We start from the raw sequence: 16,798 nt of genomic DNA on the forward strand, positions 1-16,798 counted from the left end.
GTGTTTGTCTCCACGGATGCGGTGCCAGTCTCGGTCGGTCCGCACGCGGCCAGCGAGATGCCCGAAAACAGGGCGAGACGGCGTGTCAGCATGGCAGTGTTTCCTTCCGGTGGCTTCTCCTGAGAGCTAGTTCGCGCCGGAAGGCCTGCCAGTTACATTTCATTCAGGCCATGGGCAGCAGGGCCGACAGCAATAGCGCCGCCAGAAGGATGAGGCCGGCTTCGCGGTTGGACTTGAAATAGGCGAGGCAGGCCGGGCCATCATCGGCGCGAAAGCGCGACGCCTGCCAGACGAGGTGCACCGCATAGGCAGCGAACACCGGCGCGAAAACAAGCCCGGCACCGGCCTTGATGGCTGCGAATGCGGCAAGCACCAGAGACGATGCATAGATGGCGCCGACCGCCGGGCCGATGGCCGGGCCGAATGCACGTGCGGTGGACTTCACGCCCACCAGTGCATCATCCTCCATGTCCTGACAGGCATAGATCGTGTCATAGCCGAGCGTCCACAATGCCGCTGAGGCATAAAGGAGGCCGGCTGCTATCCAGTCCGTCCCGCCGAGGGCGGCATAGCCGACGAGGATGCCCCAGTTGAAGGTGAGGCCGAGCCAGACCTGCGGCCACCAGGTGATGCGTTTCATGAATGGATAGGCGGCCACCAGTGCCAGCGATGCCAGCGCTATGGCGATGGCGTTGAGTGGCAGGAAGAGCAGAACCGCCGCCCCGACGGCGCACTGGGCAGCAAGAAAGCTAAGCGCCTTTCTGACCGTGATGGTTCCGGCGGCCAGCGGCCGGTCGGCGGTGCGGGCGACTTTCGCGTCCAGATCCCGGTCTGCGATGTCGTTCCAGGTGCACCCTGCGCCGCGCATGGCTATCGCGCCGATGGCAAAGAGGATGGCGTAGCCTGCCAGCATCCAGCTGATTCCGGTTTCAATCGCGGCCAGCGCCAGCCCCTGGAAGCAGGGTATCGCCAGAAGCCAGATGCCGATGGGCCGGTCATAGCGGGCAAGGCGCATATAGGGGCGCAAGGCTGCGGGCGCGCGATCCACGAAGGTGCGCGGTATGGAATCGGCAACACGGCGGTCGGGGTTCAGCTCTGGCGGGCCATTGGCACTCATGAGTGCCTTGTTATCGCGCGCGATGCGGGCCGCCTAGCCCTGCAGGCTTGGCCGATACAGACAGCCGCGCTAGACGGTGCAGATGACGCAGATACCCCGCCTCTTTGTCGATGCCGCACTGCACGCCGGTGCCCGCCTCGAATTGCCGCGCGAGCAGGCCCACTACCTTGTCAATGTCATGCGCAAGGAGGCCGGTGCGCCAGTGCGCCTGTTCAATGGCAGGGACGGGGAATGGCAGGCGGTCATCGGGGCGGCCAGCCGCAAGGGTGCAAGCCTCGTTGTCGAAACGCGCTTGCGTGAGCAGACAGGTGTGCCACGCCTGCGCCTCTGCTTTGCACCGGTGAAGAAGGCCCGCACCGATTTCATCGTCGAAAAGGCGACCGAGCTGGGCGTTGCTGTTATCCAGCCCGTGATCACCCGGCGCACCCAGTCTGAACGCGTGCGCACCGACCGATTGCTGGCGCTTGCCACCGAAGCCGCCGAGCAAACCGAGCGGCTATGCCTGCCGGTGATTGGAGAGCCTGTCACACTTGAGCGCCTGCTCGCGGACTGGCCGGAGGATGAGCATCTGATCTTCTGCGACGAGGCAGGTGATGGTGAAGGGGCCTGGGGTGGAGCGTCTGGCCGTGCGCGGCCGATGCTGGACTTGCTCGAGGAACAGACGGCCCCATCTGGCGGATGGACCATCCTGATCGGGCCGGAAGGCGGATTTGACGAAACCGAGCGGGCGCACTTGCGCAGCCTTCCCTTCGTGCATCCAGTGACCCTGGGCCCGAGAATCTTGCGGGCCGATACGGCCGCCGTTGCGGCGCTCACGCTCTGGCAGGGCGTTCTCGGGGACTGGCAGTCCGCTGACGCCTAGCGTTCGGAATGGGCGACATCCCACAGGGCTTCGAGATGGGCGCTGAAGAAGGCGTCCTTCTGTGCGAACTCCACCCCGTCCGCGCCTTCATCGGCCTCGGTACCCGCCCGCAGGAGGATACCCTCTATCAGGCCGGCTGATGCCTGACGGAAATAGGCAAGCCCTTCTTCCGGCTGTGACATATGATCGACCAGCAGCGCGCCCATGAAGGCCCGCCCGCTGGCAAGGGCGGGGTGGTCGCTGGAGAGGCGCGGTTCGCGCAAGGCCAGACCCTCTTGATAGGCGTCAGCGGCCTCCTCGTAGCGTCCGATCTGTTCCAGCAGGAAGCCGAGGGCATTCATCATCGCGCCGAGGAAAACGGCCGAATGATCCTCCAGCTGGCGGTAATCGCCGATCGCCTGACGCATGGGCGCCTCGGCCGCACCATACTGGCCGCCATTCATGATCAGTATGGCGTAGTTATAGTCCTGAAGAGCCCTGCGCGTGGTCCCGCGCGGCCAGGCCTCAGCGATGAGCATGTTAGCCTGACGCGACGCCTCCAGAGCCTCGGTGCGGCGTCCCTGCTCTTGCAGCACTGTGGCCAGTTCACTCCAGGCCACGCCCAGATCGCTGCCGGAAGTCACTCCGTAGGACTGATGGATAGCAAGAGCCCGGCGTATCATCGCCTCGGCTTCTTCCAGATTGCCCTGCAGGCGCAAGATGACGCCGATCTGCAGGAGCGGATAGACATTCGCACGCGCTTCGGGGCCGTCCTGCGCGACCCGGAGGGCCAGCACCTCACGATAGTGCGACAAAGCCTCGGTCAGCCTGCCCTGGTGACGACGCAAACGCCCCATCTCGTCATGCCAGTCGCGCCGCTGGTCCGTTCGTGATGGCGCGATCATTCCATCGACGCGGGCCAGAATGTCTTCGACCTCCCCGAGTGATCCCTGATCAAAAATGATCTGCGACAGCAAGATCAGCACATCGACTTGCGCGTCATTTGCGCTTCCGCCTATCGCTTCATAAAGCGCCAGAGCCTGTTCAAGCGAGGCGCGTGCCTCGCTCGCCTGACCCAGCTGGCGCTGGACTGTTGCGAGCGTATGGAGCCCCCGCCCGTAACTGGCACTGTCCTCGCCATATTGTTCGCCGCGCAAGGCGAGGTTCTGCTGTGCGATGCGCAGGGCATCCTCGCGCTGGCTGTCGAAGACGAGGTGAATGGCATAGCCGTCATACAGGCTCGCCAGCAGATCCTCGCCCCCTTCGAGCCCCTCCAGGATGGCTTGGGCCTGCTCGAACGCCGGGGCCGCCTCGTGCGGGCGGTACTGCTCATGGATGGCCAGCGCAAGATTGGTGTATGCGCGCCCAGTCTGGAGCTGCAATTCATCCTCACGCCCGCTCAAGGCCTCCACACGGGCACGGGCATTGGCTTCGGCGTCGGCGAACCGCGCAAGGCGGAAGAGCGCCGTCCAGATGCGTTCGCCAGAGGCGAGGGCGCGTTCGCCTGCAGGTCCTTCCTGAGCCAGCACCATCGCATAGTGTTCCTGATAGATGGGCAGGGCAGCCGCCCGGCCCTCCACATTCTCAACGCCGACGCCGTGATTGAGGAGATAGGTGGCCAGAAACTCCGGCGGGGTCTCGCTGTCGGCCAGTGCTGCCTGATAGGCGCGCGTGTGCAGATCGGCTGAAATCTCCTGTAATCCACCCGCTGAGGCTCGTACTGCCAGCTCGGACAGAATGCGCGCGCGGTGGCGGTCTTCCGCCGTCTGCGCTTCGATCCGGTCAGCCAGATCGGACAGCCAGTCCGGATTGCCGGTGGCTACCATCTGGTCGGCGAGTGTCCGGGCGAGGGTAACGATGGTCAGGTCGCCCGGTTCCCGGTTGGCAATCGCGATGCGGAGCGCCTCACGGCGCGCATCGATAGCCTGTGCCTCATGCCCGTCGCCTTCGACATCGGATGCAAGGCCCTCCAGGACGATGCCGACAAATTCGTGATCTGGGCCATAGATTTGCGTGTAGCCAGACAGGGCGTTGCGCCGGCGTTCGCTGGCTTCATAGTACTCGCCAGCCGCGTTGTGGGCGTTCGCCAGCTGGTTGGACGTATTGGCGCGCAGCTCGCGTGCCTCGTCCGCATCCGGGATGACGTCCAGCGCCTGCCTGAACCAGCCGATGGCGGCCGGGTTGTCGCCGTCCTCCGAACTGATCGTGCCGGCATAGGCGATGTATTGCGCATAGTCGGCCGGCGGCGTCCCTGCGGCTTCATGGAGGGCAATACCCTGTTGCAGCCAGTCGATGGCGCGGGCGCGTTCTTCTGACTGATGGGCGAGAATCGCCAGCGAGAAGGCGGTCGCGGCGCGTTCGGCCGGATCGGTTTGCGGGATGGCGGTGAACACCTCCTCAAAGAGGGTGTAGGCCTGCGCCGTTTCTCCTGCCTCATACGCGGCCATGGCCGGCGCGCGCAGCTCGGCATAGGGGTCGGTTGCGGCCTCCTGTGCCTGCGCCGCCCCTGCGCTGATCACCAGCGCGCTCAAGCCGATCTGCCAGTCCTGCATGCCGGTCTCCCTGCGTTTGGCCCAGTCTAGCGCATGGGCATCGCCCGCCATCTGACAAATATAGACAGGCCGCGCACTTGCCGGTTCGCATCGGCCCGCATAAGTGACGGGTGCGTCTGACGGCGGGAGGGCCCGGATCTCATGAGTGGTACATACACACCCGGTGGCGAAGGCCCGCCCATCGAGAACAAGCAGCAGCTGATCGATCACCTCGCCTCTGGCGAGAAGCCGCGCGAAAGCTGGCGCATCGGCACCGAGCACGAGAAGTTCGGTTTCAGCCTCGAAGGTCACCGGCCTCTGCCCTATGAGGGCGACGGGCCGAGCGTGCGCAAGATGCTCGAAGGCCTTGTCCGCTTTGGCTGGGACGTCATCGAGGAGGACGGCAAGCCGGTTGCGCTCAAACGCAAGGGCGCGTCGGTGACGCTGGAGCCGGGCGGCCAGTTCGAGCTTTCCGGCGCGCCGCTGGAAAACCTTCATCAGACCTGCGCCGAAGTGAACGGGCATTTGCGCGAGGTGCGCGAGGTGGCCGACGAGATCGGCGCCGGCTTCCTGGGGCTGGGCTTCTCGCCCAAATGGTCTCTGGAAGAGACGCCGATGATGCCCAAGGACCGCTACAACATCATGAAGGCCTACATGCCCAAGGTCGGCGGGCTGGGTCACCAGATGATGTTCCGCTCCTGTACGGTGCAGACCAATCTCGATTTTGCCTCCGAGGCCGACATGCGCGCGAAATTCCGCGCCTCCATGGCCCTGCAACCCATCGCCACCGCGCTCTTTGCCAACTCCCCCTTCGCCGATGGCCGGCCCAACGGCTTCGTCTCATACCGCGCCCATGTCTGGACCGATGTCGACCCGGACCGCACCGGCATTCTCCAGTTCGTGTTCGATGAGGGCTTCTCCTACGAGCACTATGTCGACTGGGCGCTTGATGCGCCGATGTATTTCGTCAAGCGCGAGGGGCGCTTCATCGATGCCTCTGGCCAGTCTTTCCGCGACTTCCTGAACGGCAAGCTGCCTGCCCTGCCGGGCGAGTTGCCGGTGATGGGCGACTGGGAAGACCATCTCTCCACGCTCTTTCCCGAAGTGCGCCTGAAAACCTTCCTTGAACAGCGCGGTGCCGATGGCGGCCCGTGGAACAATCTGTGTGCACTGCCCGCACTCTGGGTGGGCTTGCTCTATGACGACACGGCGCTCAGCGCCGCGCTCGACCTTGTGAGGGACTGGACACCCGAAGAGCGCGTGGCCTTGCGTCTTGGCGCAGCGCACTCCGGCCTGAAAGCGCCCTTCCGCAAGGGCACGATGCAGGACCTGGCCAAGGAGGTGCTGGCGATTGCCCGGTCCGGACTGAAGGCGCGCGCAAGGCTCAACCATCACGGTGAGCACGAGGCGGTCTTCCTTGATGATCTCGACGAGATTGCAGCCAGTGGCATCACGCCAGCCGAACGCCTGCTGGAGCTCTATAACGGGCCGTGGAACGGCTCGGTGGAGCCGATCTTCAAGCAAGCGGCGTATTAGTTTTTTCTGATGCTCCGCGCATCCGTGCGTCGCTCCTCGCATTAGCTCGGGCGGCCGTTCGGCCTTGCGGCCCGTGTCGGGGCCGGGCTGGCTCCCCGGCGCGCAGCGCCGCAAGCGCGACCGCGCGTCCGCGACTTTTCGCGGAACATCGCAACGCGGATGCGTTGCGGAACTAAAGACCACAAAAAACCCCGGACGTTTCCGCCCGGGGTTTTTGCGTTCCCGACAGGCCTGAAGCCTAGTCGTTGAACATATCGGCAAAGCGCCGGCGCGGACGGTTCTTCCACGCGCCGCGGTGGAACACGTCCGAGACGATGACCGGGGCCACGGTGGTGGCTTCGGCAAACACCATCTGCTCCAGCGTGACATCGACCTTGCCCCAGGAGCAGGCCTCTTTCAGCGTGGAGGACGAGCAGGCGCCGTCGCGCACGTCGGCAACCGTGATCTGCACGGCGTATTCGTGCATCGGCACTTCGTGGCCGAGGATTTCGGCGCACACGACCGTGTCTTGCGCGAAGTTCTTCGGCACACCGCCGCCGACCATGAACAGGCCCGTCTTGCCCGCCTTGATCTTGATGTCGGTCAGTTCGCGGAAATCGGCCACCGCGTCGATGGAGAGGTAGGGCTTGCCCGCCTTCATCCGCTCGACCTGATGCTTCACGAGGCCGAAGCCTGCCGAGCAGTCGGCAAAGGCCGGTACGAAGATCGGCACGCCGTGACGGTAGCATTCCTCGATAAGGGAGCCTTCCTTCTTGGCATTGCCATCGGCCAGCCATTTGCCCATCGCCTTGATGAAGGCACGGCTGGAGATCGGCTTGGCATCAAGGCTGTCTGCAATGTCTCCGATCGTGTGATCGGTAGTCTGCAGTTCTTCCTCGTCGATATAGGTGTCGTAGATGCGGTCGATATAGAGATCGCGCAGGATGCGGTCGTCCGGGATTTCCTTCGCCTGATAGTGCTTGAAGCCGAGGGCCTCGAAGAAATCCATGTCGACGATGGAAGCACCCGTCGCAACGATGGCGTCGACCATGTTGTTGCGCACCATGTCGCGCCAGACATGCATGCAGCCGCCCGCGCTGGTCGAGCCGGCGAGGGTGAGGATGACCGAGCAGTCCGGATCGGCAACAGCGGCCTGCAGGATGCGTGCAGCGCGCGCAGCATCGCGGCTGGAGAAGCTCATCTTCTCCCAGGCGTCGATGATCACGCGGCCATCGAAGCTGGCAATATCGATATGCTCGACCGGGCTGGCCAGCAGCTCGGCCTTACGGTTTGAATTATCTGTCATTTTCTTCTCTTGTTGACGCTCTAGCGTCTCTTGATCAGGCGTTGGCGGCGGCGTCGCAGCCGGGTGAAGGGGACGACCGAACCTTCGCCTTGCGGCTCGCGCGCGGGCGAGGCCAGCACGGGCTGGTCGTACAGCGAATGCCAAGGATAGTCGGAAACCATGACAGTCTCCACATCCCCGAAGCCATTGAACCGGGTGGCCATCGCCGTGCCATAGGCGCCGAGCATGCCGAACTCGATCACATCGCCTTCTTTCAGGTCGGCGGGGAGCTCGTAGGGTCCGGGCATGGAATCGATGGAATCGCAGGTCGGCCCGTAGAGCTTGAACGGCGCGGTCTGCGGGCTCAGCTCGCCATTGGCACGGTGAATGCGCATCGGATAGTTCCAGCGCGCATGCACGATGTCGAACAGGCAGCCATAGGAGCCGTCATTCATGTAGACGGCATCGCCCTTGACCAGCTCCACACGGGTGAGCACCGAAACGGCCTCTGCCACGAGCGCGCGGCCCGGCTCGCACCACAGATCGGCGTTTTCCAGGACCATCATGTCCTCGAACGCGCTCTCGATGGCCCGCACATAGTCTTCCAGCGGCGGCGGAGTAAGGCCGGGATAGATGGACGGGAAGCCGCCACCCACATCGACAATGTCCACTGTCACGCCGGCGCGCGCGATCAGGCGCGAGGCTTCCATCATGGCCGCGCGATAGGCGCTGGGCGCCATGCACTGGCTGCCGACATGGAAGCTCACGCCCAGCTCGTGCGCATGGGCGCGGGCGGTGCGGATGAGGTCTGGCGCCTCGGCCTCGCTTGCGCCGAACTTGCCGGCGAGCGGCAGGGTCGCACCGTCATTGGAGACGGCGAGGCGCACCACCAGCGTCAGGTCGCGGGCATGACCGGTTTCCTGCAGGATTTTCTGCAGCTCGGCTTCGCAATCGAGGACGAAGATGCGCACGCCATGATCGTGATAGGCCGATGCGATGGCGCGGCGGCTCTTCACCGGGTGCATGAACGCCATGGTGGCGCCCGGGCAACGGCTGGCGATCAGCTCGACCTCCGGCAGGGAGGCGACGTCAAACCAGCGCTGACCCGCCGCATAGAGCGTATCAATCACCCACGGCGAAGGGTTCGCCTTTACGGCGTAGAGAACTTCACCCGGAAAATTTTCCTGGAACCAGCGGGACGCTACGGCCAGACGGTCAGGCCGCGCGCACGCGACCGGGCCATCGACGGGCCGAAGGCGGACCAGGTCCAGGGGCGTATGGTGCTCGGACAACTCACGAGACCCCCTGTTAGCAGTTAACCCAATCCGGCATCGTCACCTCCGCCGGGACTGCGCATTTAGGGCCTCGCTGCGTCGCTGTAAAGACAAATTCCACAGTCAGGCAATGCGATGCGGCAACCGGTGCCGGAAAGGGTGGCACACAATGGTGCGTGTGGCATAACACGAACGCGCCAACGGACAAAAAGTGCCGGGTGGAGGGGTGAAAACATGTCGTCGACTGAAATGGCCCTGTCGGTGGACCGGGTTACAAAGACGTATGGTGCCGCAACGGCCCTGAGTGAGGCGAGCCTTGAGGTGGCGCCCGGTGAAATGGTGGCGCTGATCGGCGCTTCGGGTTCGGGCAAATCGACCCTGCTGCGTCTGGCGTCCGGCCTGGTGCTGGCCGATAGCGGGTCGGGAGCGATCCAGCTATTCGGCGAAAAGGTGCAGGAAAACGGCAAGCTGTCGGGCCGCGTCCGACGTGCCCGTGCCAAGGTCGGGTTCATATTCCAGCAATTCAATCTGGTCACCCGTGCCACGCTCTACGCCAATGCGATGCTGGGCTCTCTGGGGCAGATCGCGCCCTGGCGCGGGATTACCGGCTCCTTTCCCGATGATGTACGCAAGCGCGCCATGGAAGCGCTGGAGCGCGTCGGTGTTGCCGGACATGCGGGAAAACGCGCCGCGAATCTCTCCGGTGGACAGCAGCAGCGCGGCGCGATTGCGCGCGCGCTCGTCCAGCGGGCCGAAGCCATTTTTGCTGACGAACCGATTGCCTCGCTGGACCCGGTTTCGGCCCGGCGCGTCATGCGACTCCTGGCCGAGCTGAACGAGCAGGATGGACTGACCGTCGTCGTGACACTGCACCAGGTCGACTATGCGTTGAAATACTGCCGCCGCGCGGTCGCGCTGAAGGCGGGGCGAATCATTTTTGATGGTCCCATTTCCGGGCTGACGCGCGAGCGCCTGATCGAAATCTACGGTGACGAATATCGCGACGTGATGGACGAGGAGCCTGTGCGCGCATGAGTTTTCTGGTCCGACTTCTCGCCGGTCTTGCCCTTGTCTGCGCCAGCAGCGCCGCGCTCTCGCAAGAGAGCGAAGGCGAGCGCGACCGTATCGTCTTTTCCGTCATCTCCACCGAGCAGACCGAGGCGGTGGAAGCCCTCTGGCAGCCCTTCGTGGATGCGATGGAGGAAACCACCGGCCTCGAGGTCGAGCTGGTCTCGGCCATCGACTATGCCGGTGTGATCGAGGCGATGCGCTTCGGCCAGGTTGATGTGGGCTGGTTCTCGAACCTTTCCGGCCTGCAGGCAATCCGCCTTGCCGATGCCGAGGTTTTTGCCAAGACGCTCTATCCGGGCGGGCAGGAGGGCTATCGCTCCGTCATCCTGGTGCGTGATGAAAGCCCGATCCGCACGCTGGACGATCTCCTGACGTGTGACGGCTCGCTCTCCTTCGCGCTGGGTGATCCCAATTCCACCTCCGGCACGCTTGTCCCGCTAGCCTATATTTTCGCGCCGCGCGGTATCGATCCGCAATCGTGCTTCTCGCAGGTAACGAACGCGAACCATGAACAGACCGCTTTGGCGGTGGTGAACGGGTTCGTCGATGCCGGCACCAACAACACCACCAATCTGGACCGCCTGGCCCAGACCCGGCCTGAAGCGCTGGAAGATTTGCGCATATTGTGGACGTCGCCGCTGATCCAGACCGACCCGATCGTCTGGCGCCGTGACCTGCCAGAAGAGGTGAAGGCCGAAGTCCTTTCCTTCTTCCTTACCTACGGCTTCCGCGGCGATGCGGAGCAGCGCGCCTATGAGCAGGCCGTGCTCGACGACCTGTTCCTGGGCGGCTTCCTGCCGGCAACTGACGAGCATCTCCTGCCGATCCGGCGCCTCGAACTGATGCGCGACCTTGCTGAAGCGCAGGCGAGCGATGCGCTGGAGGAAGCCGAACGCGAGATCCGCCTCGAGCAGGTCCAGACCGCCATGCGCGAACTGGCCGCTGAGGAACGCCGCGTTGCGGTGCGCGAGCTGTCTGAGGAACTGATCGCGGCGCGCGCCCGCATGGGCACGGAGGCTGATGCCGCAACAGCCGACATCAACGCGCTGGTATCCGACTTCCTGGCGGCCCAGCCGCGCATCCAGGTGGAGCGGCGCGTGCAGCGCGTGACGGCCAGCGAGATGACGCGTGGCTTCATCGCACTGGCCGCCGGGCTTGGCCTGTTTGCACTGTTGATGTTCCGCTCGCGTCCGCCGCGCTTTGGCCCGTCGCGCCTTATGTCGGACCGGCTGATCGATGCGGCGATCTGGTCCGGCCTGTTCGGCTTGCTGATCTGGAGTTTCTGGCCGGCAGAGATGTTCAAGCTGCCGCTTCTGGGCACCAATGCGCCGCGCATGGGCGAATATATCGCTGGCTTCTTCCAGCTCGATCTCGATGGCTGGGAAACCTATGCCCGCCAGACCCTCGTCACCGTCCAGATCGCCCTGTGGGGCACGGTGGTGGCGGTGATTGCGGCCATACCGTTCGGCTTGCTGGCGTCGCGCAATATTGCGCCGGTCTGGATCGTGCAGCCGGTGCGCCGCCTGATGGATGCCTTCCGGGCGATCAACGAGCTGGTGGTTGCGGCGATCTTCGTGGCAGCGGTGGGCCTTGGTCCGTTTGCCGGTGTGATGGCGCTCGCGCTGCACACGACCGGCGTGCTGGCCAAGCTCTTTTCGGAAGCAGTCGAGGCAATTGATGATGGCCCGGTTGAAGGGGTGCGCGCCACTGGCGCAGGCCCGCTCAACGAGGTGGTGTGGGGCGTGATCCCGCAGGTCATTCCGCTGTGGGCGTCCTACGCGCTCTACCGGTTTGAATCCAATACCCGCGCGGCGACCATTCTGGGCCTGATCGGAGCGGGCGGTATCGGCCAGCTCCTGATCCAGAACATCCGCTCGTTCGAGTATGGCAAGACGGCGACCATCCTGCTCATCATCATTGCGGCGGTGACGGCGGTCGACCTGATCTCGCAAATGCTGCGCAAGCGCCTCGTCTAGGCGCGGCGCAGCCATGACGCAGTTGTGACAGAAGCAGGGCGATGATGTCACAAGACTGACACCTTGGCGTGCGAAGAGCACGCCCGTGTTCTTGCAGCCCCGAAGGGTCAACAGATGAAGCTCTCTGTCCTGTCTTGCGTCTCTGCCGCGGTGCTTGCGGTCTCGCTGGGCGTCAGCCACGCCGAGGCGCAATCGCGCGATTCGATCCGCATTGTCGGATCGTCGACCGTGTTCCCGTTCACGACGGCAACGGCGGAGAATTTCGGCTCCACTTCCGGCTTCCGTACGCCGGTCGTCGAAGCCACCGGCACGGGCGGGGGCATGAACCTGTTCTGCGCCGGTGTGGGCCTGCGTCATCCCGACATTACAGGCGCCTCGCGCCGTATGCTGCCGACCGAATTCGAGCTTTGCCGCCGCAATGGCGTAACAGCGATCACCGAAGTGCCGATCGGCTTTGACGGCATCGTCGTTGCCCGCGCAAGCGGTTCGCCGGACGTTGATTTCGAGCGCCGTGAGCTGTTCCTCGCGCTGGCTGCCTCCATCCCGATGCCGGTGGATGCTGCTGGCGAGCCGGTCTTCTCGGCTTCCGGCGAGATGCTGCCGGGCAAGGATTTCAACAATGTCGCGGCGTATTCGTGTGATGCGTTCATCCCGAACCCGCACCGCCTGTGGTCGGATATCTCCAACGATCTTCCCGCCGACCGGATCGAGGTTCTCGGCCCGCCGCCAACCTCGGGCACACGCGATTCCTGGATCGAGCTGGGCATCCATCCCGGTGCCCGCCAGATCGAGTGCCTCAATGCGCTGGCTGACAGCGACGAGGACCGTTTCGAGGAAGTGGCCAGCCGCATGCGTGAGGACGGGCCGTGGATCGATAGCGGCGAGAACGACAACGTGATCGTCCAGACCATCGCCAATTCCGGCACGGCATTTGGCGTGTTCGGCTACTCCTATCTGGAGCAGAATGCCGACCGTCTGACGGCCGCGGCCGTCGAGGGCGTAGCGCCGGAATATGATGATATCTCCGAAGGCGTCTATCCGATTGCCCGCTCCATGTTCGTCTATGTGAAGAACCAGCACGTCGCCGCTGTTCCGGGCATTGCCGAATGGGTTGAGGAGCTTACCAGCGAGGACGCGTTCGGACCGTTCGGCTATCTGGCTGACCGGGGTCTGGTCGCCCTGCCGGAAGGCGAGCGTGATGCGGTTCGCGAGCAGGCGCGCAGCCTGACGCCGATGGAAGGTGTCGAGGCTCACTAGGGCTTCAGGCGTCATCAACGCGGCGTTAAGCCCGGCCGTATTACCCTGTCGCGCGTAGCGGGGCTTGCCCCCGCAAAGGCGGCAAAGGCTGAACGCGCGTAATGATCGGACGCCCTGTTACCTATCACCGGCTCTCGCAGGACGAGGTCGACAATATCTGTCAGCGCCATTCGAACCTGCTGCAGGGGCGGATGAATGGCGCGCGCGCCAGTTTCGCCTACAAGGTGATTGAGGGCCTGAACCTTTCGGGCCGCAATCTGACCGATGCCGACTTCTCCGGCGCGGTGCTCGCCGGTGCCAATCTCGCCGGGACAAACTTCACGAGCGCCAATCTTTTCGCGGCTGATCTGCGCCGGGCCAATCTGTCTGGTGCCACCTTGCGCCGGGCCGACATGCGCGGCGCAATTCTGCGAGGGGCCAATCTGACGGGCGCGGACCTGAGCGAAGCCGATCTTCGCGAAGGAGCCATTGCGCAGGTAGACCGCGAGAAGGGCCTTGCCATCATCACGCATGAACAGCGGCCCAACGAGGCGGTCGAGGCGAACTTTTCCGGCGCGAACCTTTCCAATTCCAAGATGACAGGCGCCATTGCACAGCGCGCGGACTTTTCCGATGCCGTGCTGATCGGCGCGCGCATGCAGCGCGCCAACTTGCGCGGATCGCGCTTTCCGGGCGCCAATCTGGAAGGGGCGGACCTGTCCGGCGCCGACCTGACCGAGGCGGACCTCTCCCATACCGTGCTGATAGGCACCAAGCTCGACAGCGCCCGTACGCGCGGCATGCGTACCGATGGCGCGCTCACGGATGAACCTGTCGGCCCGGCCATCAGTGCCGATGCCGACGAGACGGCAAAGGCGCTCGAGGCCCATGCCCGCTGGTGCGAAACCGGCGGGGCGGAAGGCGCGCCCTCGACCTTCGACGGGGCCGACATGCGCGGCCTGAAGACGCTTTCCGGGCGCAATCTGACGGCCTTGCAGGCACGCGGCGCGACGCTTTACGGGCTCGATCTGGGCGGGGCGCAGCTTCAGGGCGCACGTCTGGAGCGTGCCGACCTGCGGATGGCATCCTTGCGGGGTGCTGACCTTCGCGGCGCTGACCTGACCGGTGCGCGCCTGAACAATGCCGATCTGCGCGGTGCCAAGATCGGCGCACTGTTGCTGCCCAATGACCGCAAGCTCGCGGCGAGCCTTGCTGCTGCCGTCCTGCGCTATGCCGACCTCGACGGCGCAGACCTTCGCGATGTCAGCGCAACCGGCGCTGACTTCTCCTATGCCAGCCTGCTGGATTGTGACGTCCGCCGTGGACGGTTCACCGGCTCATGCTTTACCGGCGCGCGCCTGCCGCGGACCTTCCGCGAGCAGGCGGATGACCTAGCCGGCGCTGTGGACCTCTCGGCGGCCTGACGGCCCTGGATCAGTCTTCCTGCGACGCTCCGGCAATGGCACCGTGACAATGCTTGTATTTCTTGCCTGACCCGCACGGGCAGAGCGCATTGCGCTGCACGCGGCCCCAGGTGGACGGATCGTTCGGGTCGAGGCGCGTCGCCGCAGCTCGGCTGGCGACGGTTGCACCGGCCACGGCGCCCTGTGCCCCTTGCGCAGCCGGTTGCGGTGCCATGGGCTGTCCCGTTGCCGGGTCGGCGCGGCCGGCCTGCATGTTCTGAGGCGGACGCGGCATTGAAGGCGGCGGCGCTGCCGGTTCAAGACGGATCGAGGACAGGATGCGCGTCGTTTCAAAGCGCAGATTGTCCAGAAGGTGCTCGAACAGGGCGAAGGCTTCGCTCTTGTATTCGTTCAGCGGATCACGCTGGGCGTAGCCGCGAAGACCAATGACAGAGCGCAGGGCATCAAGCTGGTGCAGGTGCTCGCGCCAGTTCTGGTCGATGGTCTGCAGCAGCATCTGCTTCTCGATGCGGCGCATCAGTTCCGGGCCGGTATTGGCCACCTTCTCGGCGTAGGCTTCGTCGGCGGCTTTCAGCACGCGTTCAAGGATTTCCTCGTTGGCGATGCCGTCCTCTTTGGCCCACTCCACGATGGGGAGTTGCAGGTTGAAGTGCTTCTCGATCTCTTCCTGCAGGCCTGCGGTGTCCCACTGGTCGGCATAGGCGCGCGGCGGGATGTGGCGCTCGACCAGGTCTTCGGCGCACTGGTGGCGCATGTCCTTGACCACGTCGGAGACGTTTTCGGCTTCCATGAACTCGATGCGCTGCTCGAAGATCGCCTTGCGCTGATCATTCATCACGTCATCGTATTTCAGGATGTTCTTGCGGATGTCGAAATTGCGCTGCTCGACCTTCTTCTGGGAGGTCTCGACCGCCTTGGACATCCAGGGGTGCTGGATGTGCTCGCCTTCCTTCATGCCCATGGTGCGCATGATGGTGTCGAGGCGCTCCGGCGCGAAGATGCGCAGCAGGTCGTCTTCCACCGAGATGAAGAATTTCGACCGGCCCGGATCGCCCTGACGGCCGGTGCGGCCACGCAGCTGGTTGTCGATCCGCCGGGATTCGTGGCGCTCGGTGCCAATCACGTAAAGACCGCCGGCTTCCAGCGCGATTTTCTTGCGTTCGTTGACCTCGGCTTCAATATCCTTGCGTTTCGCGGCAATGGCGGCCTCGTCCGGCTCACGCCCGGCCTGCTTCTCGCCAGCCAGCCAGCCATTGACGAGGAAGTCGACATTGCCGCCGAGCTGGATGTCGGTGCCGCGTCCGGCCATGTTGGTGGCGATCGTCACGGCGCCCGGCACACCGGCCTGCGCGATGATGGCCGCTTCCTGCTCGTGATAGCGGGCGTTGAGCACCTGATGGGGCACGCCGGCCTTCTTGAGAAGCTCGGAGAGGACCTCGGATTTCTCGATGGAGACCGTGCCGACAAGAATGGGCTGCTTGCGGGCGTGGGCTTCCTTGATGCTGGCGATAATGGCGTCGTACTTCTCTTTCGCCGTGCGATAGAGCTCGTCATCCTCGTCAATGCGCTGCACGGGACGGTTGGTCGGGATTTCCGACACGCCGAGGCTGTAGATGCCTGCAAACTCTTCCGCTTCGGTCGAGGCAGTACCGGTCATGCCGGAGAGCTTCTTGTACAGGCGGAAATAGTTCTGGAAGGTGATCGAGGCGAGCGTCTGGTTTTCGGGCTGGATCTCGACGTTTTCCTTCGCCTCGATAGCCTGGTGCAGGCCGTCGGAGAGGCGGCGGCCCGTCATCATCCGGCCGGTGAACTCGTCAATGAGCATCACCTTGTCTTCGCGGACGATGTAGTCCTTGTCCTTCTGGAACAGCTTGTGGGCTTTCAGCGCCTGGTTCACGTGGTGAACCGTCGCGATATTCTCGATATCGTAGAGATCGCCCTCTTCGAGCAAGCCGTTATCGCGCAGCAATTGCTCGATATGCTCGTTGCCTTCCTCGGTGAAGGTCACGGAGCGGTTCTTCTCGTCGAGCGTGAAGTCCTCGTCGATCAGGTGCGGGATCAGCTTGTCGATGGTCTTGTAGAAGTCGGAGCGGTCGTCCGTGCGCCCGGAAATGATCAGCGGCGTGCGCGCCTCGTCGATCAGGATGGAGTCCACCTCGTCGACAATGGCGTAGGCATGGCCGCGCTGAACCATTTCGCGCAGCGAGTACTTCATGTTGTCGCGCAGATAGTCGAAGCCCAGCTCGTTATTGGTGCCGTAGGTGATGTCGCACGCATAGGCGCGGCGGCGCTCCTCATCGAGCATCTGGTTGAGGATCACGCCGGTAGTCATGCCGAGGCGTTCAAACACCCGGCCCATCCATTCGGAGTCGCGCTGGGCGAGATAGTCGTTGACCGTCACGACATGCACGCCCTTGCCCGGCAGGGCGTTCAGATAGGCGGCGAGGGTGGAGACCAGCGTCTTGCCTTCACCGGTCTTCATCTCGGCAATGCCGCCCTCGTGCAGCACCATGCCGCCAAGCAGCTGC

Annotated in this window: 11 protein-coding genes; 6 read left to right on the forward strand and 5 right to left on the reverse strand. The window is 64.1% G+C overall.

What is annotated here, in order from left to right; all coding sequences use genetic code 11:
* Positions 1-163 precede the first annotated feature (163 nt).
* Positions 164-1,117: a 4-hydroxybenzoate octaprenyltransferase gene (gene ubiA, locus ACTS2Z_RS09500; protein ID WP_442572974.1), complete on the reverse strand. Its 954-nt coding sequence runs from the start codon at positions 1,115-1,117 to the stop codon at positions 164-166.
* 82 nt (positions 1,118-1,199) lie between these two features.
* Here ubiA and ACTS2Z_RS09505 point away from each other — a divergent pair, with 82 nt between their 5' ends.
* The gene (locus ACTS2Z_RS09505; protein ID WP_442572975.1) at positions 1,200-1,979 is read left to right on the forward strand and encodes a 16S rRNA (uracil(1498)-N(3))-methyltransferase; all 780 of its coding nucleotides are present in this window, start codon (positions 1,200-1,202) and stop codon (positions 1,977-1,979) included.
* Here the strand turns inward: ACTS2Z_RS09505 and ACTS2Z_RS09510 are convergent.
* Positions 1,976-4,510, reverse strand: coding sequence for a tetratricopeptide repeat protein (locus ACTS2Z_RS09510; protein WP_442572976.1), 2,535 nt, complete (start codon positions 4,508-4,510; stop codon positions 1,976-1,978). The two genes, ACTS2Z_RS09505 and ACTS2Z_RS09510, sit on opposite strands and share 4 nt — an antisense overlap.
* A 141-nt stretch (positions 4,511-4,651) precedes the next feature.
* Between ACTS2Z_RS09510 and ACTS2Z_RS09515 the strand changes: the two genes are divergently transcribed.
* Positions 4,652-6,025, forward strand: coding sequence for a glutamate--cysteine ligase (locus ACTS2Z_RS09515; protein ID WP_442572977.1), 1,374 nt, complete (start codon positions 4,652-4,654; stop codon positions 6,023-6,025).
* Positions 6,026-6,263: 238 nt separating this feature from the next.
* Here the strand turns inward: ACTS2Z_RS09515 and ACTS2Z_RS09520 are convergent, their stop codons facing one another.
* On the reverse strand, positions 6,264-7,310 hold the full coding sequence (locus ACTS2Z_RS09520) for a 1,9-bis(guanidino)-5-aza-nonane synthase (RefSeq protein ID WP_442572978.1): 1,047 nt from the start codon (positions 7,308-7,310) through the stop codon (positions 6,264-6,266).
* A gap of 20 nt (positions 7,311-7,330) precedes the next feature.
* Complete coding sequence (locus tag ACTS2Z_RS09525) at positions 7,331-8,581, reverse strand: type III PLP-dependent enzyme (protein WP_442572979.1); 1,251 nt, start codon at positions 8,579-8,581, stop codon at positions 7,331-7,333.
* 216 nt (positions 8,582-8,797) lie between these two features.
* Here ACTS2Z_RS09525 and ACTS2Z_RS09530 point away from each other — a divergent pair, with 216 nt between their 5' ends.
* The 4 genes from ACTS2Z_RS09530 (at position 8,798) to ACTS2Z_RS09545 (ending at position 14,270) form a co-directional block, all read left to right on the forward strand.
* Positions 8,798-9,598, forward strand: a complete 801-nt coding sequence (locus tag ACTS2Z_RS09530; RefSeq protein ID WP_442572980.1) for a phosphonate ABC transporter ATP-binding protein — start codon at positions 8,798-8,800, stop codon at positions 9,596-9,598.
* On the forward strand, positions 9,595-11,610 hold the full coding sequence (gene phnE, locus ACTS2Z_RS09535) for a phosphonate ABC transporter, permease protein PhnE (protein WP_442572981.1): 2,016 nt from the start codon (positions 9,595-9,597) through the stop codon (positions 11,608-11,610). The genes ACTS2Z_RS09530 and phnE overlap by 4 nt, the downstream gene beginning before the upstream one ends.
* A 114-nt stretch (positions 11,611-11,724) precedes the next feature.
* A complete protein-coding gene (locus ACTS2Z_RS09540; protein WP_442572982.1) occupies positions 11,725-12,867 on the forward strand; it encodes a substrate-binding domain-containing protein in 1,143 nt (380 codons plus the stop codon).
* A 101-nt stretch (positions 12,868-12,968) separates the two neighbouring features.
* Complete coding sequence (locus tag ACTS2Z_RS09545) at positions 12,969-14,270, forward strand: pentapeptide repeat-containing protein (RefSeq protein WP_442572983.1); 1,302 nt, start codon at positions 12,969-12,971, stop codon at positions 14,268-14,270.
* 10 nt (positions 14,271-14,280) lie between these two features.
* On the opposite strand, the gene secA is transcribed toward ACTS2Z_RS09545, so the two are convergent.
* The coding region (gene secA / locus ACTS2Z_RS09550; protein ID WP_442572984.1) for a preprotein translocase subunit SecA at positions 14,281-16,798 on the reverse strand (2,518 nt) is incomplete at its 5' end.

Source organism: Glycocaulis sp., from assembly GCF_052168375.1.
GTDB lineage: Bacteria > Pseudomonadota > Alphaproteobacteria > Caulobacterales > Maricaulaceae > Glycocaulis.